This window comes from Arthrobacter sp. SLBN-83 (genome assembly GCF_006715285.1).
Lineage (GTDB): Bacteria > Actinomycetota > Actinomycetes > Actinomycetales > Micrococcaceae > Arthrobacter.
In genome coordinates, this window is the sequence record NZ_VFMX01000001.1 from 3,645,180 (window position 1) to 3,671,405 (window position 26,226).

Here is a 26,226-nt window from a genome sequence, read left to right on the forward strand (position 1 = left end):
GCCGGGGGCAAACGTGACGGGGGTAATGTTTTGGCCATGACCTCATCATCCGCGGCCACCCCGCGCAGCACCACAGACATCCCGGAAGCCGGCGCCGCCGGCAACGTGCGTACGGACGATCTCCGTTCTGCCGTTGACCGTTCCTTCGACCGGACGCTGGCACGGCTCAAGGAGCTTGTTGCCATCCCAGGAATTGCATGGCCCAGCTTCGATCGCACACCGCTGGAGCGCAGCGCGGAAGCCGTCGCTGAACTCCTCCGGAACGCTGGCCTTGGTGAGGTCCAGGTCCTGTCGGTGAACAAAGCGGACGGCACGCCCGGCGGCCCGGCCGTCGTCGCCCGCCGCCCTGCCGCGGAAGGAAAGCCGACCGTCCTGCTGTACGCCCATCACGACGTCCAGCCAGTGGGCGATGAGTCCTTGTGGGAGACTGAGCCGTTCATCGCCGTTGATAAGGAAGGCCGACTCTACGGGCGGGGTGCTGCCGATGACAAAGCCGGCATCATGACCCACATTGCTGCTTTCACGGCCGTTTCCGAGGTCCTTGCCGAATCCCTGGGACTGGGCGTGACGTTCTTCATCGAGGGCGAGGAAGAAGCGGGGTCTCCGACGTTCCGTTCATTCCTGGAGGCCAACCGCGAACTGCTGCGGGCCGACGTCATCGTGGTTGCCGACTCCAGCAATTGGAAAGTTGGCGTCCCTGCCCTTACCACCAGCCTGCGGGGCCTCGTGGACGGCACCATTGAAGTACAGGTCCTGGATCACGCCGTGCACTCCGGCATGTACGGAGGGCCGGTCCTGGACGCGCCCACACTGCTGTCGCGACTGATCGCCACGCTTCACGACGACGACGGAAACGTGGCCATCGAGGGCCTGGTGGCCAGCGACACGGCTGCGGTGGAGATGCCGGAGGCGGACTACCGGGCCGACGCGTCCGTGCTTGACGGGGTCCGCCTGGCGGGATCCGGAAGCATCGCCTCACGGCTGTGGACCAAGCCGGCACTGTCAATCATCGGCTTCGATGCCCCCGCCGTGGACGTGGCCTCCAACACCCTCCTTCCGCGCGCCCGGGCCAAGTTCAGCCTGCGGCTGGCGCCGGGCCAGGTTCCGGCGGAAGCCATGGAAGCAGTCCGCCGGCACGTTGAGGCCAACGCGCCGTTCGGGGCCAAGGTTGTCTTCACCCCGGGCGAAGCCGGCAACCCGTTCCGGACGGACACCTCCTCCGCAGCTGCCTCCGTGGCCACGTGGGCCCTGGGGGAGGCGTGGGGAGTTCCCGCCGTGGAAACCGGGATCGGCGGTTCGATCCCGTTCATCGCGGACCTGACGGAGCTTTATCCCGCCGCCCAGATCCTGGTTACGGGTGTGGAGGACCCCGATTCGAGGGCGCACAGTGCCAACGAGTCCCTGCACATCGGCGACTTCCGCAACGCCATTCTTGCCGAGGCCCTGATGCTGGCCCGGCTGGACAGCGAGGGCCTGGGAGGCGGGCACTAGCCACCCGGGACCAAGCGGCGCAGGCGGGTCTGCTCCCAGGGAACAACTTGAGTGCTTTGACGGTTACGCCAGGAGTTAGAGCTACAGGATTGCCGCGCGTAGCATGTAGCTATAGCCCATACCGTATTTGTAGGGGCAGGCGCCGTTTCGGCGGTGCCGCCAGACCGTCCTAAGAAGGTAGGCCAATGAGCACCTCAACCAACGAAACCAGCACCGCCACCACCGTGGCCAGCGACGAACTGCCCGTTCACGAGGTCAACCTGACCGACGTCGCCGCCGGCAAGGTACGCAGCCTCCTTGAGCAGGAAGGCCGGACGGACCTGCGCCTGCGCGTGGCAGTGCAGCCCGGTGGATGCTCAGGGTTGATTTACCAGCTCTACTTCGACGAACGGCTCCTTGATGGTGACGCCGTGCGCGATTTCGACGGCGTCGAAGTCGTCGTCGACAAGATGAGCGTCCCGTACCTGAGCGGCGCCAGCATCGACTTCGAAGACACCATCTCGAAGCAGGGTTTCACCATCGACAACCCGAACGCCGGAGGCTCCTGCGCCTGCGGTGATTCATTCCACTAAGCCGGTTATTTCGCCTGATGTCCGCGCCGGGTTCCCTGCCGTCCAAAACGGCACGGGGGCTCGGCGCGGACATGTGGGCGAAACGCCCGGCGGAGCGGTAAGCTCTACACCGAGTAGTAAAACTTTTTTTGTGCCCGGAGCGCCTTTCTGGCTGCCCGGACAACAGCAACAAGTAGGAAGGGCCGTCTGTGAGTTCGCAGAACCGAACCGGCAGCCGACGCAAAACGATCACCACGATCTCAAGCTTGGCAATTGCCGGCGCGTTGGTTTTGACCGGATGTTCGCCAGAGGTAGAGAAAGGGTGGATGCCCACTGAACGTGGCACCACCAGCAACACCGACCGCATCATGGACCTCTGGGTCAACTCATGGATTGCTGCGCTCGTGGTGGGCACCATTACATGGGGCCTGATCATCTGGTGCCTGGTTGCCTACCGCCGCCGCAAGGGAACCGTAGGCTTCCCCCGGCAGACCAGCTTCAACCTCCCCCTCGAGGTCTTCTACCTGACCATCCCGATCTTCATGGTCCTGGTGTTCTTCTACTTCACCGACCGCGACCAGCAGGCCATCGATGACCGCTCCCAGCCGGCCGACGTCGTAGTGGACGTCCGCGGCAAGCAGTGGGCCTGGGACTTCAACTACAAGTCCGGCGATGTCATCAAGGAAGACCTCCACGAGGCAGGCGTCCAGGCGCACCTCACGGGCAACACCATCGACAAGGAACAGCTTCCCACCCTGTACTTGCCGGTCAACAAGTCCGTTGACCTTGAACTCAACGCCCGCGACGTCATCCACTCCTTCTGGGTTCCCGCCTTCCTGCAGAAGCGCGACATGATCCCGGGCAAGACCAACTACATCCGGTTCACCCCCACTAAAGAGGGCACCTACGACGGTAAGTGTGCCGAACTCTGCGGCGAGTACCATTCCGAAATGCTGTTCCGCGTAAAGGTGGTGTCGGAATCTGAATTCCAGGCCCACATGGATCAGCTCAAGGCTGACGGCAACACCGGCCTGCTCGGCGTGGAGTACGACCGCAACCCGAACCTGAACGAAACCAAGTAAGGGGAGCGACGTGGCTACGTACACCCAATCCGCACCTGCGGGAGTCCTGCCGGCTCCCGTGGTACCCAAATCCAAGGGGCGCATCGTCGTCAACTGGATCACCTCCACTGACCACAAGACCATCGGGTACATGTACCTGATCTCGTCCTTCGTGTTCTTCTGCCTCGGCGGTGTCATGGCGCTGCTGATCCGGGCCGAGCTGTTCGAGCCCGGCATGCAGATCCTGCAGACCAAAGAGCAGTACAACCAGCTGTTCACCATGCACGGCACGGTCATGCTGCTGATGTTCGCCACCCCGCTGTTCGCCGGATTCGCCAACGTGATCATGCCGCTGCAGATCGGCGCGCCTGACGTTGCGTTCCCGCGACTGAACGCGCTGGCATTCTGGTTCTTCCTGTTCGGCTCCACCATTGCAGTGTCCGGCTTCATTACCCCGCAGGGTGCTGCGTCCTTCGGCTGGTTCGCCTACGCGCCGCTGTCCAACACCACGTTCACCCCGGGCATCGGCGGTGACCTGTGGGTGTTCGGCCTGGCACTGTCCGGCTTCGGCACCATCCTGGGTGCGGTCAACTTCATCACCACCATCATCTGCATGCGTGCCCCGGGCATGACCATGTGGCGGATGCCCATCTTCACGTGGAACACCCTGATCACCGCCATCCTGGTGCTTATGGCGTTCCCGCCGCTGGCCGCCGCACTGTTCGCGCTGGGTGCGGACCGCAAGTTCGGTGCCCACATCTTTGACCCCGAAAACGGTGGGGCTGTCCTCTGGCAGCACCTGTTCTGGTTCTTTGGCCACCCCGAGGTGTACATCATCGCGCTGCCGTTCTTCGGCATCGTCTCGGAGATCTTCCCGGTCTTCAGCCGCAAGCCGATCTTCGGTTACAAGGGTCTGGTCTACGCCACGATCGCCATTGCCGCCCTGTCGGTGACGGTGTGGGCGCACCACATGTACGTCACCGGCGCCGTCCTGCTGCCGTTCTTCTCGTTCATGACCATGCTCATCGCGGTGCCCACCGGCGTGAAGTTCTTCAACTGGATCGGCACCATGTGGCGCGGCTCGCTGACCTTCGAGACACCCATGCTGTGGAGCATCGGCTTCATGATCACGTTCCTCTTCGGCGGCCTGACCGGCATCATCCTGGCGTCCCCGCCGCTGGACTTCCACGTCTCGGACTCCTATTTCGTGGTGGCGCACTTCCACTACGTGGTGTTCGGTACCGTCGTGTTCGCCATGTTCGCAGGGTTCTACTTCTGGTGGCCCAAGTGGACCGGCAAGATGCTCAACGAGCGCCTGGGCAAGATCCACTTCTGGCTCCTGTTCCTCGGGTTCCACGGCACCTTCCTGATCCAGCACTGGCTGGGCGTCGAGGGTATGCCCCGCCGCTACGCCGACTACCTCGTGGAGGACAACTTCACGTGGATGAACCAGTTCTCCACCATCGCATCGTTCGTGCTCGGTGCATCCCTGATCCCGTTCTTCTGGAACGTCTACATCACCTGGCGCAGCGCTGAAAAGGTCCAGGTTGATGATCCGTGGGGCTTTGGTGCTTCGCTGGAGTGGGCCACGTCCTGCCCGCCGCCGCGCCACAACTTCACGTCCCTGCCCCGGATCCGTTCGGAGCGTCCCGCCCTGGACCTGCACCACCCGGAACTGCGCCAGGTCCACACCGTTGAGTCGCCGGCTCCCGCAGCTGGGGTGCTCGGCAACGCCGACCAGAAGGACACCGCACAGTGAAAATTGAATCCTGGATCTTTGGCTCCGGAGTTTTCTTCTTCCTTCCCATCTCGATCATCTATGGTTTCCTGACCAGCTGGGGGGAGTGGGTCGGCATCCTGGGCATCCTCCTCGTCGGCGGGCTTGCCGGGATGATCGGCGCCTACCTCGGGTTTACTGGCCGCCGTGTAGGCCTACGTCCCGAGGACCGCAGCGACGCTGAGATCCACGAAGGCGCCGGCGAGCAGGGGCACTTCAGCCCGTGGAGCTGGTGGCCCCTGGTTCTGGGCATCGCCTGCGCAACCGGCTTCGCTGGCCTGGCACTTGGCCCGTGGATCATCGCGATTGCCGGCGGCATCGCCGTCGTGGCCCTCGTAGGCTGGGTCTACGAATACAGCCGCGGCGACCACGCGCACTAGGCAAGCAAAAGAATAACGACGTCGGGCCCCACCTTTTGGTGGGGCCCGACGTCGTTATTCCTTGCCTAAAGCGCCTTAGGCGCTTCCCTGGGACTCCAACAGCTCCCTGAGCTCCCGGAGGGCTTCCTCGGCCTTTCGCCGGCTCAAATCGCCGTCCAGCATTGTCTCGCTGACCGCCAGTTCAACCTCGCAGCCCTGGGGAAAGTCAGCAGTCATCACCTGAAGCAGGGACCGCGCATCCACCTTGCCGGCGCCCGCCTTGCTGATAGTCACCGGCAGCCCGGTGTCGGTCACCGCACGGACGAATACCGCGGCGGAACGTGCATGCAGGCCCACAGGCGCAGCCACCACGGCCTTCTGTATTGGCAAAGCGTCTCCTACGTCAAAGACGGCCCCATCCGTCTGTTGGCAAAATTCCCTGACCAAATATATCCGGCGGCCGGCGCTGTCCGCGACAAGGAGCAAAGTGGTACAGCAGGTGGTCTAGCCCGGCCTAAAATTGAGTCCAAATCCAACGGCAGGAGATAGATCATGGCAGCTGGCGCCACCGCGATAGTGGGGGAGATAGACCGCGGCAGCGGAACCGCCATCTACGTGCAACTTCGCGAGATCCTGCGGTCCTATATCGCGCAGTCCTGCCCGCCGGGCTCGGCTCTTCCATCGGAACGTGACCTTGCCGAACGTTTTGGGCTGGCGAGGATGACCGTACGGCAGGCCATCGATGCGCTGGTGGGGGAGGAAGTCATTGAGCGCGTGGTGGGCCTGGGGACATTCGTCCGCCGGCCCAAACTGGACCTGCAGGTGAAGCTGACGTCCTACAGCGAAGAGATGCAGCGCCGCGGCATGGTACCGGCTGCCAAGGTATTGAGTTTCGAACAGATCGGCGCCAGCGCCTTCCTTGCACGCGAGCTGCAGCTTGACGAGGGCACCCCGCTGGTCCGGTTCCGCCGGCTCCTCCTGGCTGATGGGGAGCCGATGAGCGTGGACGAAAACTTCATCCCGGCCCACCGGGTCCCCGGCTTGCTCGACGGCGAGCCGCCCACCTCGCTGTACAACGTCCTCAGCGAGCAGTTCGGCCTGGTCATGGAGTGGGGGGAGGACATGATCGAAGCTACGGCAGCATCGCCCTCCACGGCCAGGCTGCTCAACGTCGAAGTGGGGGCGCCCCTATTGAAGATCCAGCGCCATGCGTTCGTGGCACGGGCCATGGTGGACTACTCGGTCTCGTACTACCGCGCGGACAGGTACAAGCTCTGGGTGCCTCTCCAGCGCCCCGGGGCACGGAGGGCCCGCAACCACTAGGCACGCTGTATGCGGCGCCAGTGAATGGGGCTGGAGCCCCGTTCAGCTGCGCGTTAAACGGGAAAGGCCCGATCCATTCCGGATCGGGCCTTTCCCGTGAGCTTTGAATGCTAGTGCGTCAGGCTCTTGCTTCCCTCTGCCGCTTCAACAGCCTCGTGGCCGTGGCCATGGGCTGCCTCCAGCTCGGCAGGCGTTGCAGGTGCTACGCGGTCCTCGAAGAACCACCGCGAGAGGAACGCGCGGCGCTTTTCCTTGCTGGTGACTACGCCGTGCTCGTTAGGAATGGCCGGAATAACCTGGGGCGATTCGAAACCAACCAGCTTGTAGCGCTTGTACTCATCCAGCGGGGCGTGGACCTCGATGAACTCACCGTGCGGAAGCCGGACGATGCGGCCGGTCTCCCGGCCATGCAGGGCGATCTCGCGGTCCTTGCGCTGCAGTGCGAGGGCAACGCGCTTGGCGACGATGAAGCCGATGATGGGGCCGATGAAGAACAGTGCGCGGAGCCAGTAGGTGACATCGTTCAGCGACACGTGGAAGTGCGTGGCGATGAGGTCGGAACCTGCAGCCGCCCACATGACGCAGTACCAGATGAAACCTGCTACACCGATAGCCGTACGGGTCGGGGCGTTGCGGGGACGGTCCAGCACGTGGTGCTCACGGTCATCCTTGGTGATCCACCGTTCGATCCACGGGTAGGTGAACATCACCGTGAACAGGATGCCGGCCGGCACCAGGGCGGGCAGGAGAACGTTGAACGTGAATACGTGGCCGAACCAGACCTGTTCGACATGCCAACCGTACGGGTTACCCGGCATCAGGCGGAGGGCGCCGTCAACGAAGCCGATGTACCAGTCAGGCTGGGTACCTGCCGACACGGGTGAGGGGTCGTAGGGGCCGTAGTTCCAGATCGGGTTGATGGTGAAGAACGCCGCCATCAGGGCGATCACACCGAAGACGATGAAGAAGAATCCACCGGCTTTGGCTGCGTACACAGGTCCGAGGGGGTAGCCGACAACGTTGTTGTCGTTGCGGCCCGGGCCGGGGTACTGCGTGTGCTTGTGGACGACGACCATGAACAGGTGCAGGACGATCATCAGCAGGATCAGCGCAGGCACCAGCAGGATGTGCAGCATGTACAGCCGGCTGATGATGGCCGTTCCCGGGAACTCCCCGCCGAACAGGAAGAACGAGATGTACGTTCCGATAACCGGGATCGACTTGATGACACCGTCGATGATGCGCAGGCCGTTGCCGGAGAGCAGGTCGTCGGGGAGGGAGTAGCCGGTGAATCCAGCTGCCATGGCCAGGATCAGCAGGACACTGCCCACTACCCAGTTCATTTCGCGCGGACGCCGGAACGCGCCAGTGAAGAAGACCCTGAGCATGTGGACCGCGATGGACGCCACGAACAGCAGAGCTGCCCAGTGGTGAACCTGGCGCATGAAGAGGCCGCCGCGGATGTCGAAGGAGATGTTCAGCGACGAGCTGTACGCCACCGACATTTCCACTCCCTTGAGGGGAACATAGCCGCCGTCATAGTGCGTCTCCGCCATGGACGGATCGAAGAAGAACGTCAGGAAGGTGCCCGACAGCAACAGGATGACGAAGGAGTACAGTGCCACTTCGCCGAACATGAATGACCAGTGGTCGGGGAAGACCTTACGGCCGAATTCGCGGAGGATTCCAGAGCCGCCGACACGCGAATCAACAAAGTCGGTAAACCGGCCTGTCTTGGTCTTGGCGACGAAAGCGGGTTCAGCTGTTGATGTTGCGCTCATGCTCATCACGCTCCCAGTAACTTGGTCCTACGGGTTCATGGAAGTCGCTGGTAGCGACGAGGTAGCCCTCGTCATCAACTGCGATGGGCAGCTGGGGGAGAGGACGGCTGGCGGGGCCGAAGATCACCTTGCACTCCTGAGTGAGGTCAAAGGTGGACTGGTGGCACGGGCACAGCAGGTGGTGCGTCTGCTGCTCGTACAGAGCAACGGGGCAACCAACGTGGGTGCAGATCTTCGAGTAGGCAACGATGCCGTTGTAACCCCAGTTTTCGCGGCCCTTGGAAGGGTTAAGCGACGCAGGATCGAGGCGCATGAGGAGCACAACGGCCTTGGCCTTCTCGTTGAGCTTGCCTTCCTGCAACTCGTTCAGGCCTTCGGGGATTACGTGGAAGGCGGAACCGATGGTAACGTCCGCGGCCTTGATGGGGGTTCCATCGGGGTCGCGGGTGAGGCGCTTCAGCTTTCCGTCCTGGGGCGCCCACATGGTGTGTGCGAGCTTGTCGTCAGGCCGGGGTCCCAGGTCACCGAAGATGGCGACAGCCGGAAGCGGAGCCAGCGCAACGGCACCCAGGAGGGTGTTGCGGATCAGCGGACGGCGCTTGATGCCGGTCTCTTCCACGATGTCGTCAACGATGCGGACAGCTGCCTGGCGGTCCTCCTCGTAACGGATCGCGTGGCGTTCCTCGGAGACCTCGTGATCGGGCATAAGGGCCTTGGCCCAGTGCACGATGCCGGTACCGATACCCAGCATGGCGAAGGCAGTGCCTACGCCGAGCAGGGCATTCTGGAGCCGGATAGTGGCAATGCTGGAATCGTTGCCCAGATCGATGGCGAAGTACGCCACCAGGAAGATCAGGGTTCCAACAACAGAAATGCCAAACAGTAAGGCGACCTGCCGTTCTGCCCGCTTTGCGGCCTTCGGGTCCGTGTCAGCCAGGCGCAAACGATGCGGGGGAATTCCAGGATCCTGGAACCTCTCCACCTCATTCTGACCAGCCGTAGCTACGGTGCCCGAGTGGTTCGGACTGCCGTCACTATGGTTGCCCATAATTCGCCTCATCCTTCTCTCGTCCCGGCTGTTGCCGGGTTAGTTTCTAATATCAAGCTGCTGACTGGGCAGCAGAAGTTTGTTCTTCCTGCGGAACGTCAGGACGTCCTGGAAGTCAGCCAAATGGTGAAGGCGATGATGACACCGAGGCCGGCAACCCAGACGAACAGGCCTTCAGCGACCGGGCCAAGGGAGCCCAGGTTTGCGCCGCCCGGCGAACCGGTGGTTTCGATCTGCTTCAGGAAGGTGATGATGTCCTTCTTGCCTTCAGGCGAGATGTTGGCGTCGTTGAACACCGGCATGTTCTGCGGGCCCGTGGCCATGGCCTCGTAGATGTGCTTGCCGCTGACATCTGCCAGGGCGGGAGCGAACTTACCCTGGGTCAGCGCACCGCCTGCCGCGGCAGCGTTGTGGCACATGGCGCAGTTGGTGCGGAAGAGCTCGCCACCGGCGGCTGCATCGCCGCCACCGTTTGTCAGGTCCTCCGAAGGAATTGCCGGGCCGGCTCCCAGGGAAGCGACATAGGCTGAAAGCTGGTGGATCTGCTGGTCGTTGAACTGGACGGGCTTCTTCATGGCCTGGGGACCGTTCATCTGCATCGGCATGCGGCCGGTACCCACCTGGAAGTCAACAGCTGCAGCACCGACACCTACCAATGAAGGGCCGTCCTTGGATCCGCTGGCGCCCATGCCGTGGCAGGTAGCGCAGTTTGCGGCGAACAGCTTGCCGCCCTCTTCGGTGTCGCTTGCGCTTGCGGTGGTGGTGCTCGCCTTGGCCTCATTCATGGAGGTTGCCACGGCGTACAGCCCACCCGTAATGAGGAGCCCCATCAGAAGCAGCGCTATTGCTGCAAGTGGGTGACGCCGCTTTTGTGAGAGTGCCTTCACGTGGTGGTTCCTTTATTCGATCCTGCGCCGGCTCCGGGAGCCGCTACCTGAAATTCTGCCTCTTGTAGAAAAAGAATCAAAGCTGGCTACTTGAGAACGTAGATGACCAGGAAGAGGCCGATCCAGACGACGTCAACGAAGTGCCAGTAGTAAGAGGTGACGATCGCGGACGTTGCTTCGAAATGTCCGAACTTCTTCGCAGCGAAGGACCGGCCCATGATGAGCAGGAAGGCAATCAGGCCGCCGATGACGTGCAGGCCGTGGAAGCCGGTGGTCATGTAGAACGCTGAGCCATAGGCATTGGAGGAGAGCGAGACGTGTTCGGAGACCAGCATGGCGTATTCGGTGGTCTGGCCTGCAACGAAGAACGCGCCCATGAGGAACGTCAGGGTGAACCATTCGTTCATTCCCCAGCGGGCGAACTGCAGGGCACCGCCGGTGCGCCGTGGCTGCAGCCGCTCTGCGGCGAAGACGCCCATCTGGCAAGTGAAGGAACTGGCCACGAGGACGATCGTGTTGACGAGCGCAAAGGGGAAGTTGAGCTTGGCTGTCTCTTCCGCCCACATCTGTCCGCTCGTGGAGCGCAGCGTGAAGTACATGGCGAAGAGACCGGCGAAGAACATCAACTCGCTGGACAGCCACACAACGGTTCCGACAGAAACCATATTTGGGCGGTTCAGCGTGGGGTGCGCCGGGGTACTGGGGGCATGGGTCGCAGATGTCACATAGACATTATGTCTGTAAAAGTCCGCGCTGCCCAACGCAAACCGCCTTTTCCGGGGACTTTTTCTACAAAGACGCGAAATTGCCGGGAAAAGTTCCCCGCACCGTTCACATTGGTCAGTGCCTGCCATCGCTCGATAGCATCAACAGGTGACTTCACTGGCATCCACAGCGTCCGGCAACACCTGGCCCCGGTTGATCTCCGCACTGATCAAGGGCACCGACCTTTCGGCGGAGAACACCTCCTGGGCCATGGACACCATCATGTCCGGCGAGGGTACACCGGCCCAGATTGCCGGGTTCCTCGTGGCCCTGAGCGCCAAGGGTGAAACGGTTGACGAGCTCTCCGGCCTGGTGGAAGCGATGCTCGCCCACGCCAACCCGGTGGCAATCTCCGGTGAAAAGCTGGACATCGTCGGGACCGGTGGTGACCAACTTAACACCATCAACATCTCCACTATGGCCGCCCTCGTCGCTGCCGGGGCCGGGGCAAAGGTGGTGAAGCATGGCAACCGCGCCGCATCGTCGTCGTCGGGGTCCGCTGACGTGCTCGAAGCGCTCGGCGTCCGTCTCGACCTGTCCATCGGGCAGGTGGCCCGAAACGCCGAAGAGGCAGGCATCACGTTCTGCTTTGCGCAGGTGTTCCATCCGTCGTTCCGCCACACCGCCGTGCCCCGCCGCGAGCTGGCCATCCCCACGGCCTTCAACTTCCTGGGGCCGCTCACCAACCCTGCCAATGTGCAGGCGTCGGCCGTCGGCGTCGCCAATGCCCGGATGGCACCGCTCGTGGCCGGTGTCCTGGCGCGCCGGGGGAGCAGGGGCCTGGTGTTCCGCGGAAACGACGGCCTGGACGAGCTCACCACCACCGGCCCGTCCACTGTTTGGGAGATCCGCAACGGCGCCGTCACTGAACTGCACTTCTCGCCCCAGGACCTCGGCATCAATCTGGCCACCGTCGACCAGTTGCGGGGCGGGGATGCGGCGGCCAACGCGGGTGTGGTCAGGGATGTGCTCGCCGGCAAGGAGGGACCGGCCCGGGACGCGGTTTTGGTTAACGCCGCGGCCGGCCTGGTCGCTTTCGACCTTGAAGCTGAAGGACCGTTCCTTGAACGCATGCGGAAGGCGTTCGCCCGGGCGGCCCAATCCATCGACTCAGGTGCTGCGGGCGCGGTCCTGGACCGCTGGGTGTCCTTGTCCCGCGCCTAGCCGGGCGGTCGGCTTACTGCTCGAAGCCCAAGGAAAAGGCGGCGTCGAGGTCGTGCTGTGAGTATGCCCTGAACGCGATGTGGGTGGTGGTGTGCACCACGGCGGGAACTTTGGAGAGCTTGTCGGCGATGACATCGGCCAGGTCCTCGTGCCGGCGTACCCTCGCGACCGCGATCAGGTCCCATTCCCCGGTGACGGAGTAGACCTCGCTGATGCCGTCGATGGCAGAGATCTCCTCAGCCGTCTCGGGAATCCGGGCGGCGTCAGTCTTGATCAGAACAAATGCGGTAACCACTTTGCACCCCTTTAATCAGTTTCGCCGCAGCTGGGCCCGGCACGTGTTTTGTCTGCTGCCAGCCTATTACAAGGGCAGTTGTTTCCCCGGCGGTCGGCCCGCCGCCCTTACTTGCTGCGGAACCGCGCAACTCCGGCGACCAGGAGGCGGTAGCCAAGCAGGAAGACGGCCAAGGCAATGGTGGCCACGATGATGAAGGGCAGCACAACTGTCTGGCCGGTCAGCGCCCTGAGCAGCATTCCCGCGACCACGCTGCCCAGCCAGGCGGGAACTCCCGCGCGGAGGACGGACAGGGGAGTGCGCCACGCCCGCGCGGCGATCCACCCCAGCGCGGCACCGGCCAGGAAGGGCCACGCGGTCAGGAGAACCCCCAGGACGGGCTCCTCGCGGTGGTGGGCGTCCCGGCCTATCGCGGCGAACGCGAGAATCAACACGATGTCAGCTGCTGCCGCCGCCAGGACTACTTTTGCGGGAGCTGTCTTTGCCGGCTTCGTTTTCAACGAACTCATGGAATCGAGCTTAGCCGCCGCTCCTGGGAGTATTCCCGCGCCCCGTAGCGGAGGTCACTTGGCAGAGGCTTTCTGTCCGTAGCCCGTGTCGCAGGTGCCGTCGTGGATGACGCCGTGGCCGGAAGCCACCTGGTAGTTGTCCTTCGGGTTGAAGATGGCGGTACCCACTCCCGTGGCCTTTCGCGCACAGTTGCGCACAAAGGACTGTGATTCACCCTTGCCGCCGATCCACATGTCGATCCAGAGCGTTGCATCCCCGTATTTTTCGGCACCTGTGTGGCAGGGGCCTTCCTCCGGTTTGGGTCCGTCACCGCATGTGTCCTCCACGATGAAGTAGCGGCGGACGTCCGGCAGGTAAATCCGGGTGCCGGACGGAATGTCCAGGACATCCTGGCCGGTTTTCCGTGAATGCCCGACGGCGATGGTCACCGGATCGGTGTACGTCCCGGTTCCCCCGGCTTCTTTGTGGAGCACAGGATGGCTGATCACCGTGGATCCGGGAGGCGTGTTGTCGAACCAAGTGTAGGCGGTGACGAAGACATCCGTCCTGATTGACTCGTCCCCGCCATGGGAAGGGCTGTCCGTGCATGCGCTGGCCGCGAGCGCAATGCAGCAGGCAGCTGCCGCGGCCAATGGAAGCCTTCCCAGCCGCCCGTTCCCGTTACCCCTTGAGACCTGGTTTCCCGGGTTGTTCCCCGCCCGCGGCATCATGATCAACTGTTACCCGTAAAGCCATTGCTGAGGATCCTGGCGAAGTCGCCGGCGTCCTGGTCGATGCCGCTGCAGGAACTGGACGGCCGCTGGTCTTCCTCCACCCCTGCATGACACGTCGCGTCCCTGGTGAGGGACCAAAAGGAAATGCGGCCCAGGTTCCGGTCGCGGGCGAAGCTGTTCATTCCGGCGGCATCCTGCAGCGTGAACACATTGGCCTCGGTATCGTTCTCTCCAATCATGGGAGTGAGCCCGATGTTCCTCCACATCTTCCCGGCTTCTTTGGGCATGCCGGCATTGGAGTACAACTCCTCCAGGTCCCGATAAGTGGCCTCCGCGGCAAGCTCCGAGGCCGTGAGGATGCTTTCGCCGTTCCGGAGCTGGCCGAAATTCATCGTCATGATGTTGACTCCGGCCAAATCAACTCCGGCAGTGAGCATAGCCTCCACGCTGTTCTTTCCGGCGCTGTCGAGTCCGTCCCTTGTGACAGGCAACGTGAGCCAGACCCGAAGGGGATGTCCCGGTGGCCTGTCCGCCTGGAGCTTGGCGAAAGCCTGTGCCCTGAGCCTGGCCTTTCCGGAGCCGGCTGCCTGTCCCTCCACGTCCAGATCCACAACGTCCAGGGAGTACCGGGCGATAACAGCTTGGTAGGCATCTGCAAGAGCACCGACGTCCTGGCACCCTGCGGCCAATTCCTGCCCGCGCTGGCCGCCGAAGGAGGCGGCGACGTCGTTGCCTTCGGCACGGAAGTTCCGGATCTTTGCGTCGAGCTGCAAATTTGTCCCCGCCTCTTCCAGGCCCAGCGTTCCACCCCAAGTCGGAGTGCACGGCTCTGCCGGGTCTGCAGTAATGAAGGCAAGCACGGTCGTAGTCCTTCCTCCAGCGCCGTTTGCCAGTTCGGGACCTTGGGGGAGTGAGACGTCGAGGTACCCTCCGAACCATCCAGGGTTCGTGTTTGCCGGCGTGATTCCGCTGCCCGGCCCTGCCCCCTCCGTCGGCCCACCGCTGCAGCCGGCGAAGGTCAGGGTGGCGCAAAGAAGGACCGTGATCCAGAAGCCGGCATGTCGCGAGTTCCTCATCCGGGGCTCCCCCCTGCGGAGGTCTGGGGCAGGGGCAGTCGGTCTGCCGGGGAGGACGGCAGCGTTGCGCTGTTGGTCCGCTGGGGCTTGTACCAGCCAACGGCGGATCCCCTCAGTGCACGGATGGCTGAACCGAAGACCACGTAGGCCCGCAGGGGTTCGTAGATGATCCGGTAGAAGGGCACGATGAGCAGATGCAGTGGACTTTCGTGGACCATCAGGACGGCCACCACGGAGATGACCATATGCGTCGTCGTTACGAAGGCGGCAAACAGGGCGATGGCCTGCCATTCACCCCGTGAGAGGCTTAGGACCGCCACGCCAACAGCCAGCGGCATGAAGACCAGCGGGACCAGGACCGAGATCAAGGCGTAGGGCATGGTCAGCATGCCCAGAGCGCCGAACTTGGGGTTGAACAGCATGGAGCGGTGCTTGTAGAGCGTCTGGATGTTGCCGTAAGTCCATCTCAGGCGCTGCTTGAACAAGCCCCTGAGCGTCAGCGGGGCCTCTGTCCAGGCCACGGCTTCGTTCTCCTGGACGATGCTGTAGCCCAGTTGCTGCAGGGAGAGTGTGAGATCAGCGTCTTCGGCGAGGGTTGTGGCCGGGTACCCTCCCGCTTTGACCAATGCCTCCTTGCGCCATCCCGCGCAGGCGCCCGGGACAATGGAGATGGCTCCCATGAGACCTTCTGCCATTCGGGTAACACAGATGCCCGACAGGTATTCCAGGCTTTGCCAGCAGGCGACCAGGTTGCGCCGGTTTCCCACCTTCACGTGCCCGGCGACTGCGCCTACTTCCTTTTCTCCCCGTGGAACCATGAAGTGGCGGGCCAGCATCCTGATGGTTTGGGGTTCGAACAGGGTGTCACCATCCAGGGTCACGATGATTTGCCCGTGCGACTCGGAAATGCCGTAATTGCTTGCCGCGGGTTTGCCGCTGTTGGGCTGACTGTAAACGCGCAGCTGCGGCCAACTGTGGGCGTAATCGTTCAGGACGGCGAGTGTGCCATCCGTGGACCCGTCATTGACCGCAACCACTTCGAAGCGCGGGTAATCGCTGGCCCTGAGGGCGTCGAGTGTCTTGGTGACCACCGGCTCCTCGTTGAAGACCGGCAGAATCACGCTGACGAACGGCCAGTCCTTGGCGTGGGGAAGGTTCCACTTCCGTCTCTTCTGCCGCGCATTGTTGACGAGGGCAAGGACAACGAACAGGAACGTCAGGATGGTCAGTGAGCCGACCCCGAACCAGAACAGCCAGTTCATCACAACGTTTGGAGTAACCAGGTATGCGGTGAGGGCTCCAAGCGTCAGGTCGTCCTGGATACCTGCAGTGACGCTGCGCTGGGGGACGAATCCGGCCGGCAGCATGGGCTCCAGGGTGGTGAACCGATAGCCCTGGGCTTTTGCTTCGGGGATGAACTTTTTAAGCATCTGGATGGTCGCCGTCCGGTCCCCACCACCGTCGTGCACCAGCATGACGTGGCCCAGGCCATCCAGGTCCGGGGGAGGGATCGGGGTACCCGGGGAGTACTCCCAGTCCCGGGTATCCAGGTCCATATTGACGTGGAGGTAGCCCAGCTGCTGTGCCTGGAGCAGGGCAAGGGTGTTGTTTTCCGGATTACCCGTTGGAATCCTGAACAACCGTGAGGCGTAGTTGTCCGCGGCCCGCATCACCCGGTCCTCACCGATAATCTCCTGCCTGTTGTAGGCATCATCGTGCGCCCAAAAGTCAATGTGGCTCATGGTGTGGTTGCCCACCATGTGGCCTTCGCGGACCATCCGGCGGAAGATATCCGGGTTTTCCACGACATTTTCACCTACCGCAAAAAAGGTGGCAGGGACTCCTTCCCGTGACAGCAGGTCCAGGATTTGGGGCGTAAAGCGCGGGTCGGGCCCGTCATCGAAGGTCAGCATCAGGGTATGGTCCGGCGGGAGTCCATACGCCTCCACTGCATACGGTTTGTCACCTATGGCAGCGGCTTCCTCCGCTGTTGCCTCCCGCCACACCTGGTTACTGAAGGGGTCCTTCAGCAAATCGATGCCGTCCCGCCTTTCCACGAGGTCTATACGGTGGAAGATTTCGTTGCCTTGCTCATATCCAACGCGGGGGATATCCGTCACGTCCTGCTGCGCAAGGAGCCGGCGCGGATAGTCGGGGGATTGATTCATCGAGCCCTGCTGCAGGGGGGCGGTCGCGGCGGGGAGCACCGCGCCGAGCACCAGGACGATGGTTAGCCCCGCTGCCAGCAGGACGTTTAAAAGGCGGGGCCAGCGGGTTCCGCTGGCGTCGAAGAAGACAGGTGGCTGGACGGCTGGTAAGTGGGGGGAGAGGTTTGTCATCGGAGCCCCTGCCTGGAAACCTGCAAAGCGTCATCGATTGCGCCCGAAAGGGGCTGGTCGCCTGCTCCTCGAGCTGCTGCAAGGATCCGGTGGTGCACGCCTGCCGTTGGGCAGGCAAAACCGGCTTGACCAGCGACGACAGCCGCATGGGCCGCCGTCCTGGCTACGACGATAGGTTTGGGGGCTCAGCGCAAACACGCGTAAGGGGTACCTGAATGATTTATTAGGTGTTACCTACCTACGGCAGGGGAGGCACCCCCTGGTCCCAGCCGGAAAGACCCGGGGGAGTCAGCACAGGGCCTACTGCGCCGCTGCCTGCCGGGGTGCACAGCGGTGCACAAGCCAGCTTGCCTCCCAGCGCAGGTGGTATCCGCCGTCTCCGTCCCATTCGACGAGGACGTCGGTTACGGTATACGCGACTGCAGTTGCCGGGAGGGACCGAACCCTGACGGGCGCGGGGTGCAGGAGGATGATGGGTCTGCCTGGTGCCTGCTGCAGCGCATCCTCCCGCATTCGGGAACGGCATCCCTGGCAGGTGCCGGCGGAATGGGTGCACGCTTGCGGGCGGAGGAGTTCCTGCATGGGACGTCCTAGGGAATGAAAGGAGTACCGGGGCGCCGTCGCCGTCTGCATGAACAAGAAAGTGGTCCGGGGACCGCTTCATCGCGCCCGCGGCTGGCCCGGCCGGCCTGCCGCCATGTCCAAAAGGTTAGGACGCCCGGCCGCAGCGCGCATGGGTGGGAGCTACCCAACTTCCGTGCCGGACTCCCCGTTTTGGCCCGCCTAGAGGATAGGGATGCAGTAGGGTCGCAGCAGGAATCGAGGTCGGCCCAGCCCTACTGGAGGCACTGTGAACAAAGCCTTGTGGATATGCAGCCTGGTTGGCGCGGCCCTGGGGATAAGCCTTGGGCTGGCGTTGTTCCAATCACCATTCTGGGGTTTTGCACTGGGGCTGGGACTGGGAGCCGTGGTGGGGGCCTCCATACAACGGCGTCACTGAGCAGGACTGGCAGTCCTCATCAGCACTACTGGCGACGATGATTATTCGGTTTGGAACTATTCCGTAGTACCACTCGACGGGAAGCGTTCTGGATGCTTAGGATCTCGCCCTTTTTCGCGCCAGTACTCATCGCGCTGCCATAGCGAGAACCTGGTTACTTGGACGCAGAGTATGACAACGGCGATGCTGAAGAGGATTGTCCGAATCCAGAGCCAGGGCTCTGAATCGACACCGGCGAGGCTTAAGACGCTGGAGATCAGCATGAGGAGCGTTACTGGAAGGAACCAGCGGAGGATACGTTGAAGCCTCTTTTGCACTTCTTCCTTTGTGGCCACCGTGCCTCCATTAGTCGGGCCCCATCCATCGCAGTCAATCCAGAATCTCCAGAGCGTAACCATGATCGATTCCGATGGTGTCAGTCATTATCCGCGTGGCCTAGATTCTTGGATAGCGGGACCACTGCCCGGCGGCGGCAGCTGCGTATTTTTGGGTGACTTGATAGCTGTATCCGATCATCTCAGCGACGAGAGGAGCGGGCACTTCCTTGACGAGGGCGCGGAGTGATGCGTTGCGTGCACCCATCAGGTTTATGCCGTTTTCCCGGAGCCGTGCCATGAGGGTGTTGGGATGGATGTGCTGGCCAGCGCGGTAGCCCGGGAAGAGCCATGTGCTTCCGGAAGTGCTTCCCGTGCGCATGTTGGGGCGGGAGGCAAGGTGCTGTTTGACCAGGGCGGCGAACGGTTCAGGTACCGGCGCTGGGTCACCTTCGCCGAGTGACAGGTGCAGGCCCTCGGGCGTGAGGATCACACTGGTGCTTTTCATCGCGGCGATCTTCACTGTTGGCTGGGCGTAGAGCAGCAGGAGAATTGCGGCGACCCGGTAGGACAGCGTGTCGACATCGTCCGTGAGACATGCCTTGAGCATGGCGAGCCGCTGGTCCTGCGTGAGCAGCGGCACGGTCTTGGCCTGCCGGAAGCCGATGGTGACGTTAACACAGGTCCGGTTCTTCACCGCCCAGACGAAGAAGGTTCTGATGGCGTGCCTGGTGGTTGGGCCGTCGGCCAGCCATGCATCTACGTCAGCCTGGACGCAGGACGTGGCAGTCCGACCGTGGGTGAGTTTGAGCCAGCTGAGGAACTTGGCGGTTTCGGTGATCTCCTGCTTGGCGCTGTGCACAGGACCTTGGGTGGGCTTCCCGTCTAGAGAGAGGCCTCTGATGCGTCGCAGGTGGTGCCAGCGGGCAAAGGACTCGATGGGTCGCCGAACCTCGGGATCATCAACCCCATCGAGCTTGCTGGCTAGCCACCGCTCAAAGAGGGCGAGGTAGTGATCCCGCCCGGGCAGTAGGTTGTGGTGGACGAGCAGGCTGCGCAGGTGCTCCACCCGTAGGCCGTTGGGTTCCCTGTCCAGCGCCTCGTGACTGAATGGTATGTCTCCGGTGGCAAGTCGTTCGAGCAGTTCGCCGACACCGGGTTTGCGGAGCCAGGTGAGGATGCTTTCGGGGCGCTGGGCTGCGCAGAGCGCGGCGAGCAGTTTTGCTGCCGTCGTTTCCGTGCCCTGGGACTCGTCGACGTGCATCAGCGCTGTGAGGTCGTTCCGCAGTGAGCAGCGGGCACAGGTGTTGTGACGGTAGTGCTCAGTTTCCGTGCCGCACCCCCAGCAGTGGTAGTCCTGGGTGATGCCTGCGCAGTCGACGCAGATCGGCTGATCCCCGTGGGTAGCTGACCGGCCTGGGAGCATGCGCTCTGTCCTGCAGCCGGGGCAGGTGCCGTGGGTGCGCATGGCAATCGTGAAGCAGGTCCCGCAGATCCGGCCTTCCGGCCAGCTGGCACGGTGCTTACCGGCTGACCGTGAGCACCTGTCACAGGTGAAGATCCCGGTGGTGCGGGGCCGACCCCGAACGGCCAGCCGGGGGCTGATCTCAGCCGTCATCGCGGATTACCCTCGCGCGTTTGGGCCGGATGGTCTTGTTCAGGTCCACGACATTCGCGTCTGAGGCTACTTTGCGGACCTTGGCATCCGTTGCCGTGACGGTGACCAGGTCTTCGGGTCCGCAGGAGAAGATGTCGCAGAGCGCAGCGATCATCATGAGGGAGACGCGCTCCGGGCGTTGGGTGACGAGCCGGTATACCTGGGAGGCGGAGAGTTCGATGCCGCGTTCCTTGAGCAAGGGACTGAGGTCTGTGCTGTTGTGCATTCCCCGGGCCGCCATAAGTTCTGCAAGCCGCCAGCGGTAGTCGATCTCTCGTTTCATGCGTTCAGTCTTCCATTCCGGCCAGCGCGTCCCGGATCGTGGAGTCCAGGGCACGGCGCAGTGTTTTGACCCTGTAGTCGCTGGAGACTGAGGTGTAGAGGGCCGTTGTTGAGGCGTGCTCGTGCCCGGCCTGGTGCTGGACGAACAAAGCGTCCATGCCTGATTCGATCAGGTGGGTGACATAAGAGCGGCGGAGTGAGTGGATGTCCAGGCCGGGGGAGAGGCCCAAGTCCTCGCAGTACCGGTTGAACCTTCGGTTCAGCGCCGTCTCCGAGACAAGGGTGCCGCGCTCGGAAGGGAACAGGTCCAGGCCGTCGGTCATATGCGGGTGGCCGCGTTCCAGCCAGTCGGCAACGATTTCCGTGGACCAGTCGAACACGGTCAGGACGCTGCGCCGTTTGGGTGGTGAACCCTTCATGGCTTTGCCGTAGCGGACCTGCAGGACCCCGTACTTGCCGAATTCCCGGGCGTGCGGGTTGCGGGCAAAATCGACTGTCTGCAGGTGCCTGACCTCGTTGCGCCGGAGACCCCAGCAGTAGGCCACCTTGAACAGGACAGCGTCGCGGTAGGCTGGCAGCCAGCCCTTGCGGCCCAGCGTCGCAATTCTGTCCACCTCGTCATCGGCCCGGTCAAAGAATGCCTGCAGCTCCTGCCGGGTGAACGGCCGCCGCTTGGGATGCGATTCGTTGCTCTGGGCGTGGACCGCGGTGTTCCAGTCGAAACATACCTGCGAAGGATGCGTTCCGAAATACTGCTCGCAGACCCGGTCCCAGCCATAATCCGGCGAGGCTACGTACGAGCAGAACGCCCGAAGCGCCGCCTGATAACTCCGGATCGTGGACTGGGCCGCGTGCTTCACACCGCGCAGATCCCCGAAGAACTCATCCACATGAGCCGGCGTCCACTGCCACGGATACTCATTCGTCGACTCCTGGAACCGCGTCACCAGCCGCTCCCGGCCGTCGATAGTGCCAAACGAAAGATTCCTGCTCAGCTGCTGATTCCGCCAACCGGTGAGCATCTGGGCGAACACGACGTCCTCCGGATGAAGGAAATGCACCGCGCCGAGACCCAGCACCCGTCCCGCTGAATCGACCGCCATGAACCCTCCTGAAGCATTGCATTGGATGCATGAATCATGCAATTAATGCAGAATCCCTGCAAATCCGCCGCTCAGTGGGGCATCCAGCATGAATGCCTGGTGGCATTGTGCGCCCCGTCGATGCTTTTCGAAGTGTCCTGCATCGACGCCGTGTGAAGTGTTTACGCAGGTCAAGGGCGCTTTTTAATGGTGGACGACTACCTGGCGGCCCTTGATGGGCAGAGGAGGGATGATCATGCATCGGATGCAATAATCACTGTTCTACTTGACATAATGTAGATTATCGGCGTTTTAGGAAGGGCTCCGGACGGGGTCCCGGGGCAAGCAGCCCTGGCCGCAGTATCAGCCATGAATGCGCTGGTCAGGACGCTGAGCCATTGTCTTTATCCGGGCACCCGTCAAGAATGAATCAATGACGGTCTACGTGCGTTCACTTGAAACTGCAGTTCCGACGACAAAGCTGATCCAGTCCGAAGCCCGCGACGTGTTCGCGGCGCAGCCGGGCTTGTCCCGTTTGGGTTCGCGGCTGGTCAACACCTGCTTTGATGGCGCAGCCATTGAGACGAGGTTCACCGCCGTCGAGGAACTGACCACCACGGGCCGCTCCGAAAACCCCCAGTTCTACGACCAGGAAACTGGCCTGCTGCTGAACCCCAGCACCAAGGTCCGCAATGACATCTTCGCCCGCGAGGCAACCAAACTGTTCGTGCAGGCTTCCCGCGCTGCCCTGGAGGCAGCCCCCGAACTCGATTTACTTGACATAACTCATCTGGTGACCGTTTCCTGCACCGGCTTCTTCAATCCGGGCCCTGACTATAAGGTTGTCCGCGAACTCGGCCTCAGTCCTGCTGTTCAGCGCTACCACCTGGGTTTTATGGGCTGTTACGCGGCTTTCCCCGCACTCCGCGCCGCGAAGCTGTTCTGTGAGGCGGATCCCAACGCCGTCGTCCTGGTGGTCTGCGCTGAACTGTGCTCCCTGCACGTGCGCACCTCCAACAACCCGGACACCATCATGGGCTCGGCCCTGTTCGCCGATGGTGCGGCAGCCGCCGTCGTGACGGCCCGGCCAGGCGCTGAGAAAACCGCACTGCTGAAGCTGGACCACTTCGAAACTGTCCTGACGCCGGTCGGCGAGGACTCCATGGCCTGGAACATCGGCGACAACGGCTTCGAGATGGTGCTTGGAAACTACGTGCCGCACATCATTGATGACCACATCGTGGACGCGCTGGAACCGCTCCTGGCCAGGGAACCGGAGCTGGCGGCACTCCCCTACACCGCCATCCCCCACTGGGCGATCCACCCCGGCGGCCGCAGCATCCTGGATAAGGTGCAGTCCCGGCTCGGCCTGAGTGACCCGCAACTGGTTCCCGCCCGGGAGACCCTGCGCAATTTCGGCAACATGAGCAGCGCCACCGTGCTGTTCGTCCTCAAACACATCCTTGAACAGCCCCTCCAGGAAGGGGATGAACGGATCTGTTCCATGGCCTTTGGGCCGGGCCTGACCGTTGAAACGGGCCTGTTTACGAAGCTCCGGCAGCTAACCGGCGGGCCGGCAAACACTGCCCGGCTGGATAATGCCGGGGAGGACGCCCTGCTCCAGGACAGCCGGGCAACGGAGGCCACGCTTGCCTGACCGGGCTTCCACAACAATGGACATCCTGCTTAGCCGGCGCGCCACCGGAGACATCGAGCAGATGGACTACCCCGACTGTGACCCCCGGCTCCTGGACAACACCTACCGGCAGTTCGGCATCATCAACCGGGCCCTGTCGGGGTGGCGCCGGCTGTACAACAGGGAGTTGCGCAACCTGAAGCGGCAGGGCCAGGCGCCGCTGACCGTCCTGGATATCGGCTGCGGCGGCGGCGACCTGGCGGTCATGCTGGCCGGATGGGCCGCCAGGGACGGCATGCCAATGCAGATCACCGGCATCGATCCCGATCCCCGCGCGGCCAGCTTTGCCAGGCGCCGACGATCCGTACCGGGCGTTGCGTTCCGCCAGGCCCACAGCGGTGAGCTGGTCCGGGAAGGCGCGGCATTCGACGTCGTGATTTCCAACCATATGCTGCACCACCTGGCACCCGAAGAACTCCGCCAACTCTTGGCGGACTCGGAAATCCTGGCATCAAGGAAGGCGCTGCACAACGACCTTGTGCGAAGCCCCACCGCTTTTGCCCTCTTCAGCGTTGCCGCACTCCCCTTCCGCCGCTCCTTCATCCGCCAGGACGGCCTCACCTCCATCCGCCGGAGCTACCGGCCTGCCGAGTTGGCTGCCGCCGCTCCCCCGGGCTGGTCAGTGGAGCGCGCATGGGCCTTTCACCAGGTCCTGACCTACCGTAAGGGCTGACCGTGGACGCTGAGGTTGTGATCGCCGGCGCAGGTCCCGTGGGCCTGTACCTGGCTGCGGCGCTGCTGCAGGAAGGGGTCTCTGTCAAGGTTTTTGAGCAGCGCCAAACGCGGAACCGGCATACCCGCGCCATCGGCATCCACCCTCCGGCCCTGCAGGCGCTTGCCGGGGTTGGGGTGGCTGACTCCATGGTGCAGGAGGGCATCCGCATCAGCACCGGCGTTGCGGTCAGCGGCGGTAGGACCGTGGGGACCATGGAGTTCGGCGCCGTATCAAGGGACTTTCCCTTTGTGCTGGCGCTGCCGCAGTTCCGCACGGAGCAGCTTCTCGAAGAGCGCGTGACTGCGCTGGATCCCGGAGCGGTCATCAGGGGTGCTAACGTCACCACGGTGAGGGACGACGGCGGCACAGTCTCCGTGGAGGTCGAGTCCGGCTCCGGTGCCACACACCGCAGCGCCACAGCAGCTTTGCTCGTGGTGGCTGACGGTGCCAGGTCCCGGCTCCGTGGCGCCTTGCAGGTGCCGGTGGCCAGCACAACCTATCCTGACCATTACCTCATGGGGGATTTCGACGACGGCACGCACTACGGGCACAAAGCCGTCCTGTTCCTGGAACCGGAGGGAATCGTGGAATCCTTCCCGTTGCCCGGCGGCGTGCGCCGCTGGGTGGTCCGGCTGGGACAACCCGCCGGACCGGCGGCAGGCCCACAGGAGCTGGTGGAACTGGTGCGCCGCCGGACCGGGTTCCTTCCTGATGCGGCCTCGAATTCCATGCTGAGCGCCTTCAGCGTGCGGTCCACCATTGCCCGCCGCACCGTTGCGGGACGGTCCGTGCTGGTGGGAGATGCAGCGCACGAGATCAGCCCAATTGGAGGCCAGGGCATGAACCTGGGCTGGCTGGACGCCAGGGAGTTGCTGCCGGTGGTTTGCGCGGCCCTGGCAGGCGAGCCAACCGGCAGGCAGCTCAGGGACTTCGAGAAGCGCCGCCGGAAGGCAGCAGTCCTCGCCCGCCGGCAGGCGGAAGTAAACATGATGCTGGGCAGGCCGCTGCCGTCACAACTCCTGGGAATTCGCACCGCCGCCATAGGCGCGGCAGCTGGAATACCGGCAGTGAACCGGTGGGTCGCCAGGCGCTTCACCATGCACTAGGCTCCCGGTGGAATAAGGCAGGCAGGGGTTAGCGGAAATAGCAGTCGTAGCTGTCCTGGCTCACGATCACGCCGCGGCTCACTTCAAAGACCGAGGCCGTCCTGGCGCGGATGGTCTCGCCGAGGTCCCAGTACCGCAGGTCCATGAGCACCGTGGCGGACCAGTCGGCCTCCACCACCACCCGCCCGCCTTCGCAGGTGGTGCGCCGCACAATGAACTGCTGGTCCTTCACTACCTCGCGGCTTTGGTCGGCACCGGCAAGGACCCCCGCCAGCGTCCGGGTGGATCCTTCCGGAGCCAGCAGATGCGGTGCCTCGGTCAGCACGAACGATTCCGACAGGAACGGCTGGATTTCCGCCGACCCACCACCCGCCTCGAGGACCCGGATAAATTCCAGGACGTGTTCCAGTGGGGATGCGGGAGGGCGGGAAGCGTCAGCCATGCAGTAGACCCTAGCCGAAGGTTTCCCCGTGGGCTGGCCAGTAGGCTGTCCCCATGACCCAGACCGTTCCCCGAACAACTGCCGGTGCCGACGAGATCCGTGAGACCGTGGAGCGGATCCTATCCGCCGGGTCCCTTCCACCCATCGTCCAGGCCGGCCACCCGGCATTGCGGCAGCGCGCCGCGGAATTCGACGGCCAGTTGAGTGCGGACCAGCTGGACCGCCTGATCGGGACCATGCGCCAGGTCATGCATGAGGCACCCGGCGTGGGCCTGGCCGCCCCGCAGCTGGGCATTCCCCTTCAACTTGCTGTCCTGGAGGACCAGTTCAACGTTGACCCGGAAGCTGCAGCCCTAAGGAACCGCAGCCCGCTGGAGTTCCTTGCCATCCTGAATCCGCGATACACGCCCCTGGGGCCAGGACTTGCGTCCTTTTATGAGGGGTGCCTTTCCTTGAACGGGCTCCAGGCCGTGGTGGCCCGTCCGGAGTCGGTGCTCCTGGAGTATCTGACGCCCGACGGCGCGGCACAGCGGCGGGAGTTTGCCGGGTGGCAGGCGCGCATCGTGCAACATGAGACGGACCACCTTAACGGCATCCTGTACATAGACCGCGCCCAGCTCCGGTCCCTGAGCAGCAACGCGGAGTATGCGGCGCACTGGGCGGAGGCCGGCATCGGCAAGGCACGGCAAGGCCTGGGGTTCGACGCCGGTCCGGCCGGCATTTCCGTCGACTGACCCAGCTGCCACGAGGGCAGGGCTGCAGGGACAAATTGCGGTCCCGGCAGCCCTAAGA

25 protein-coding genes are annotated in these 26,226 nt (G+C 63.3%); 11 read left to right on the top strand and 14 right to left on the bottom strand.

Annotation, left to right across the window (positions count from 1 at the left end):
* Positions 1 to 36 precede the first annotated feature (36 nt).
* The 5 genes from FBY30_RS17085 (at position 37) to FBY30_RS17105 (ending at position 5,260) form a co-directional block, all read left to right on the top strand.
* Positions 37 to 1,491, top strand: coding sequence for a dipeptidase (locus FBY30_RS17085; RefSeq protein ID WP_142133790.1), 1,455 nt, complete (start codon positions 37 to 39; stop codon positions 1,489 to 1,491).
* 185 nt (positions 1,492 to 1,676) lie between these two features.
* Positions 1,677 to 2,063, top strand: coding sequence for a HesB/IscA family protein (locus tag FBY30_RS17090; protein ID WP_043456239.1), 387 nt, complete (start codon positions 1,677 to 1,679; stop codon positions 2,061 to 2,063).
* Between the two features lie 188 nt (positions 2,064 to 2,251).
* Positions 2,252 to 3,124 carry an aa3-type cytochrome oxidase subunit II gene (gene ctaC, locus FBY30_RS17095; protein WP_142133791.1) on the top strand — a complete coding sequence of 291 codons (873 nt, stop codon included), beginning with the start codon at positions 2,252 to 2,254 and terminating at the stop codon, positions 3,122 to 3,124.
* A 10-nt stretch (positions 3,125 to 3,134) separates the two neighbouring features.
* Entirely contained in the window at positions 3,135 to 4,862 is a 1,728-nt protein-coding gene (gene ctaD, locus FBY30_RS17100; protein WP_142133792.1) for an aa3-type cytochrome oxidase subunit I, read from the top strand.
* A complete protein-coding gene (locus tag FBY30_RS17105) occupies positions 4,859 to 5,260 on the top strand; it encodes a cytochrome c oxidase subunit 4 (RefSeq protein WP_142133793.1) in 402 nt (133 codons plus the stop codon). Before ctaD ends, FBY30_RS17105 begins: the two co-directional genes overlap by 4 nt.
* Before the next feature lie 75 nt (positions 5,261 to 5,335).
* Here FBY30_RS17105 and FBY30_RS17110 read toward each other — a convergent pair whose 3' ends face one another.
* Complete coding sequence (locus FBY30_RS17110; protein ID WP_142133794.1) at positions 5,336 to 5,629, bottom strand: HPr family phosphocarrier protein; 294 nt, start codon at positions 5,627 to 5,629, stop codon at positions 5,336 to 5,338.
* Between the two features lie 162 nt (positions 5,630 to 5,791).
* On the opposite strand from FBY30_RS17110, the gene FBY30_RS17115 reads away from it, so the two are divergent.
* Positions 5,792 to 6,562: a GntR family transcriptional regulator gene (locus FBY30_RS17115; protein WP_142133795.1), complete on the top strand. Its 771-nt coding sequence runs from the start codon at positions 5,792 to 5,794 to the stop codon at positions 6,560 to 6,562.
* A gap of 110 nt (positions 6,563 to 6,672) precedes the next feature.
* On the opposite strand, the gene qcrB is transcribed toward FBY30_RS17115, so the two are convergent.
* The 4 genes from qcrB to ctaE form a co-directional block, all read right to left on the bottom strand.
* The gene (gene qcrB / locus FBY30_RS17120; RefSeq protein WP_142133796.1) at positions 6,673 to 8,343 is read right to left on the bottom strand and encodes a cytochrome bc1 complex cytochrome b subunit; all 1,671 of its coding nucleotides are present in this window, start codon (positions 8,341 to 8,343) and stop codon (positions 6,673 to 6,675) included.
* On the bottom strand, positions 8,321 to 9,391 hold the full coding sequence (qcrA, locus tag FBY30_RS17125; RefSeq protein ID WP_142133797.1) for a cytochrome bc1 complex Rieske iron-sulfur subunit: 1,071 nt from the start codon (positions 9,389 to 9,391) through the stop codon (positions 8,321 to 8,323). Before qcrA ends, qcrB begins: the two co-directional genes overlap by 23 nt.
* A gap of 98 nt (positions 9,392 to 9,489) precedes the next feature.
* On the bottom strand, positions 9,490 to 10,278 hold the full coding sequence (gene qcrC, locus FBY30_RS17130) for a cytochrome bc1 complex diheme cytochrome c subunit (RefSeq protein ID WP_142133798.1): 789 nt from the start codon (positions 10,276 to 10,278) through the stop codon (positions 9,490 to 9,492).
* 86 nt (positions 10,279 to 10,364) lie between these two features.
* Positions 10,365 to 11,039: an aa3-type cytochrome oxidase subunit III gene (ctaE, locus tag FBY30_RS17135; RefSeq protein WP_307426876.1), complete on the bottom strand. Its 675-nt coding sequence runs from the start codon at positions 11,037 to 11,039 to the stop codon at positions 10,365 to 10,367.
* Between the two features lie 112 nt (positions 11,040 to 11,151).
* On the opposite strand from ctaE, the gene trpD reads away from it, so the two are divergent.
* Positions 11,152 to 12,207: an anthranilate phosphoribosyltransferase gene (gene trpD / locus FBY30_RS17140; protein WP_142133799.1), complete on the top strand. Its 1,056-nt coding sequence runs from the start codon at positions 11,152 to 11,154 to the stop codon at positions 12,205 to 12,207.
* Between the two features lie 13 nt (positions 12,208 to 12,220).
* Here trpD and FBY30_RS17145 read toward each other — a convergent pair whose 3' ends face one another.
* The 8 genes from FBY30_RS17145 to FBY30_RS17185 form a co-directional block, all read right to left on the bottom strand.
* On the bottom strand, positions 12,221 to 12,502 hold the full coding sequence (locus FBY30_RS17145; protein WP_142133800.1) for an Lrp/AsnC family transcriptional regulator: 282 nt from the start codon (positions 12,500 to 12,502) through the stop codon (positions 12,221 to 12,223).
* A 107-nt stretch (positions 12,503 to 12,609) separates the two neighbouring features.
* Positions 12,610 to 13,011 carry a DUF3054 domain-containing protein gene (locus FBY30_RS17150; protein WP_142133801.1) on the bottom strand — a complete coding sequence of 134 codons (402 nt, stop codon included), beginning with the start codon at positions 13,009 to 13,011 and terminating at the stop codon, positions 12,610 to 12,612.
* Between the two features lie 54 nt (positions 13,012 to 13,065).
* Positions 13,066 to 13,644, bottom strand: coding sequence for a hypothetical protein (locus tag FBY30_RS17155; RefSeq protein WP_142133802.1), 579 nt, complete (start codon positions 13,642 to 13,644; stop codon positions 13,066 to 13,068).
* An 80-nt stretch (positions 13,645 to 13,724) separates the two neighbouring features.
* On the bottom strand, positions 13,725 to 14,498 hold the full coding sequence (locus FBY30_RS17160) for a glycosyl hydrolase (protein ID WP_160141489.1): 774 nt from the start codon (positions 14,496 to 14,498) through the stop codon (positions 13,725 to 13,727).
* 299 nt (positions 14,499 to 14,797) lie between these two features.
* Positions 14,798 to 17,140 (bottom strand): bifunctional polysaccharide deacetylase/glycosyltransferase family 2 protein, encoded by a 2,343-nt coding sequence (locus FBY30_RS17165; RefSeq protein WP_142133804.1) that lies wholly within the window; start codon positions 17,138 to 17,140, stop codon positions 14,798 to 14,800.
* 1,435 nt (positions 17,141 to 18,575) lie between these two features.
* Positions 18,576 to 19,880, bottom strand: a complete 1,305-nt coding sequence (locus FBY30_RS17175) for a hypothetical protein (RefSeq protein WP_235009475.1) — start codon at positions 19,878 to 19,880, stop codon at positions 18,576 to 18,578.
* A 181-nt stretch (positions 19,881 to 20,061) separates the two neighbouring features.
* Complete coding sequence (locus FBY30_RS17180; protein WP_066275886.1) at positions 20,062 to 20,394, bottom strand: helix-turn-helix domain-containing protein; 333 nt, start codon at positions 20,392 to 20,394, stop codon at positions 20,062 to 20,064.
* A 4-nt stretch (positions 20,395 to 20,398) separates the two neighbouring features.
* On the bottom strand, positions 20,399 to 21,496 hold the full coding sequence (locus tag FBY30_RS17185; RefSeq protein WP_142133806.1) for a tyrosine-type recombinase/integrase: 1,098 nt from the start codon (positions 21,494 to 21,496) through the stop codon (positions 20,399 to 20,401).
* 412 nt (positions 21,497 to 21,908) lie between these two features.
* On the opposite strand from FBY30_RS17185, the gene FBY30_RS17190 reads away from it, so the two are divergent.
* The 3 genes from FBY30_RS17190 to FBY30_RS17200 are packed head-to-tail and all read left to right on the top strand — an operon-like array spanning position 21,909 to position 24,992.
* Positions 21,909 to 23,132, top strand: coding sequence for a type III polyketide synthase (locus tag FBY30_RS17190; protein WP_142133807.1), 1,224 nt, complete (start codon positions 21,909 to 21,911; stop codon positions 23,130 to 23,132).
* A gap of 16 nt (positions 23,133 to 23,148) precedes the next feature.
* On the top strand, positions 23,149 to 23,844 hold the full coding sequence (locus FBY30_RS17195; RefSeq protein WP_142133808.1) for a class I SAM-dependent methyltransferase: 696 nt from the start codon (positions 23,149 to 23,151) through the stop codon (positions 23,842 to 23,844).
* A 2-nt stretch (positions 23,845 to 23,846) separates the two neighbouring features.
* A complete protein-coding gene (locus tag FBY30_RS17200) occupies positions 23,847 to 24,992 on the top strand; it encodes an FAD-dependent oxidoreductase (protein WP_142133809.1) in 1,146 nt (381 codons plus the stop codon).
* 28 nt (positions 24,993 to 25,020) lie between these two features.
* On the opposite strand, the gene FBY30_RS17205 is transcribed toward FBY30_RS17200, so the two are convergent.
* The gene (locus FBY30_RS17205) at positions 25,021 to 25,434 is read right to left on the bottom strand and encodes a nuclear transport factor 2 family protein (RefSeq protein WP_142133810.1); all 414 of its coding nucleotides are present in this window, start codon (positions 25,432 to 25,434) and stop codon (positions 25,021 to 25,023) included.
* A gap of 53 nt (positions 25,435 to 25,487) precedes the next feature.
* Here FBY30_RS17205 and FBY30_RS17210 point away from each other — a divergent pair, with 53 nt between their 5' ends.
* The gene (locus FBY30_RS17210; protein ID WP_142133811.1) at positions 25,488 to 26,168 is read left to right on the top strand and encodes a peptide deformylase; all 681 of its coding nucleotides are present in this window, start codon (positions 25,488 to 25,490) and stop codon (positions 26,166 to 26,168) included.
* Positions 26,169 to 26,226 lie beyond the last annotated feature (58 nt).

What these genes read in the sequence shown, in the direction of transcription:
- FBY30_RS17085 (WP_142133790.1), top strand. Translation starts at nt 37, where the DNA reads ATGACCTCATCATCCGCGGCCACCCCGCGCAGCACCACAGACATCCCG.
- FBY30_RS17165 (WP_142133804.1), bottom strand. Translation starts at nt 17,140, where the DNA reads ATGACAAACCTCTCCCCCCACTTACCAGCCGTCCAGCCACCTGTCTTC.
- FBY30_RS17190 (WP_142133807.1), top strand. Translation starts at nt 21,909, where the DNA reads ATGACGGTCTACGTGCGTTCACTTGAAACTGCAGTTCCGACGACAAAG.
- FBY30_RS17205 (WP_142133810.1), bottom strand. Translation starts at nt 25,434, where the DNA reads ATGGCTGACGCTTCCCGCCCTCCCGCATCCCCACTGGAACACGTCCTG.
- FBY30_RS17185 (WP_142133806.1), bottom strand. Translation starts at nt 21,496, where the DNA reads ATGGCGGTCGATTCAGCGGGACGGGTGCTGGGTCTCGGCGCGGTGCAT.
- qcrB (WP_142133796.1), bottom strand. Translation starts at nt 8,343, where the DNA reads ATGAGCGCAACATCAACAGCTGAACCCGCTTTCGTCGCCAAGACCAAG.
- FBY30_RS17090 (WP_043456239.1), top strand. Translation starts at nt 1,677, where the DNA reads ATGAGCACCTCAACCAACGAAACCAGCACCGCCACCACCGTGGCCAGC.
- FBY30_RS17175 (WP_235009475.1), bottom strand. Translation starts at nt 19,880, where the DNA reads ATGCTCCCAGGCCGGTCAGCTACCCACGGGGATCAGCCGATCTGCGTC.
- FBY30_RS17180 (WP_066275886.1), bottom strand. Translation starts at nt 20,394, where the DNA reads ATGAAACGAGAGATCGACTACCGCTGGCGGCTTGCAGAACTTATGGCG.
- qcrA (WP_142133797.1), bottom strand. Translation starts at nt 9,391, where the DNA reads ATGGGCAACCATAGTGACGGCAGTCCGAACCACTCGGGCACCGTAGCT.
- FBY30_RS17115 (WP_142133795.1), top strand. Translation starts at nt 5,792, where the DNA reads ATGGCAGCTGGCGCCACCGCGATAGTGGGGGAGATAGACCGCGGCAGC.
- FBY30_RS17150 (WP_142133801.1), bottom strand. Translation starts at nt 13,011, where the DNA reads ATGAGTTCGTTGAAAACGAAGCCGGCAAAGACAGCTCCCGCAAAAGTA.
- FBY30_RS17210 (WP_142133811.1), top strand. Translation starts at nt 25,488, where the DNA reads ATGACCCAGACCGTTCCCCGAACAACTGCCGGTGCCGACGAGATCCGT.
- FBY30_RS17195 (WP_142133808.1), top strand. Translation starts at nt 23,149, where the DNA reads ATGGACATCCTGCTTAGCCGGCGCGCCACCGGAGACATCGAGCAGATG.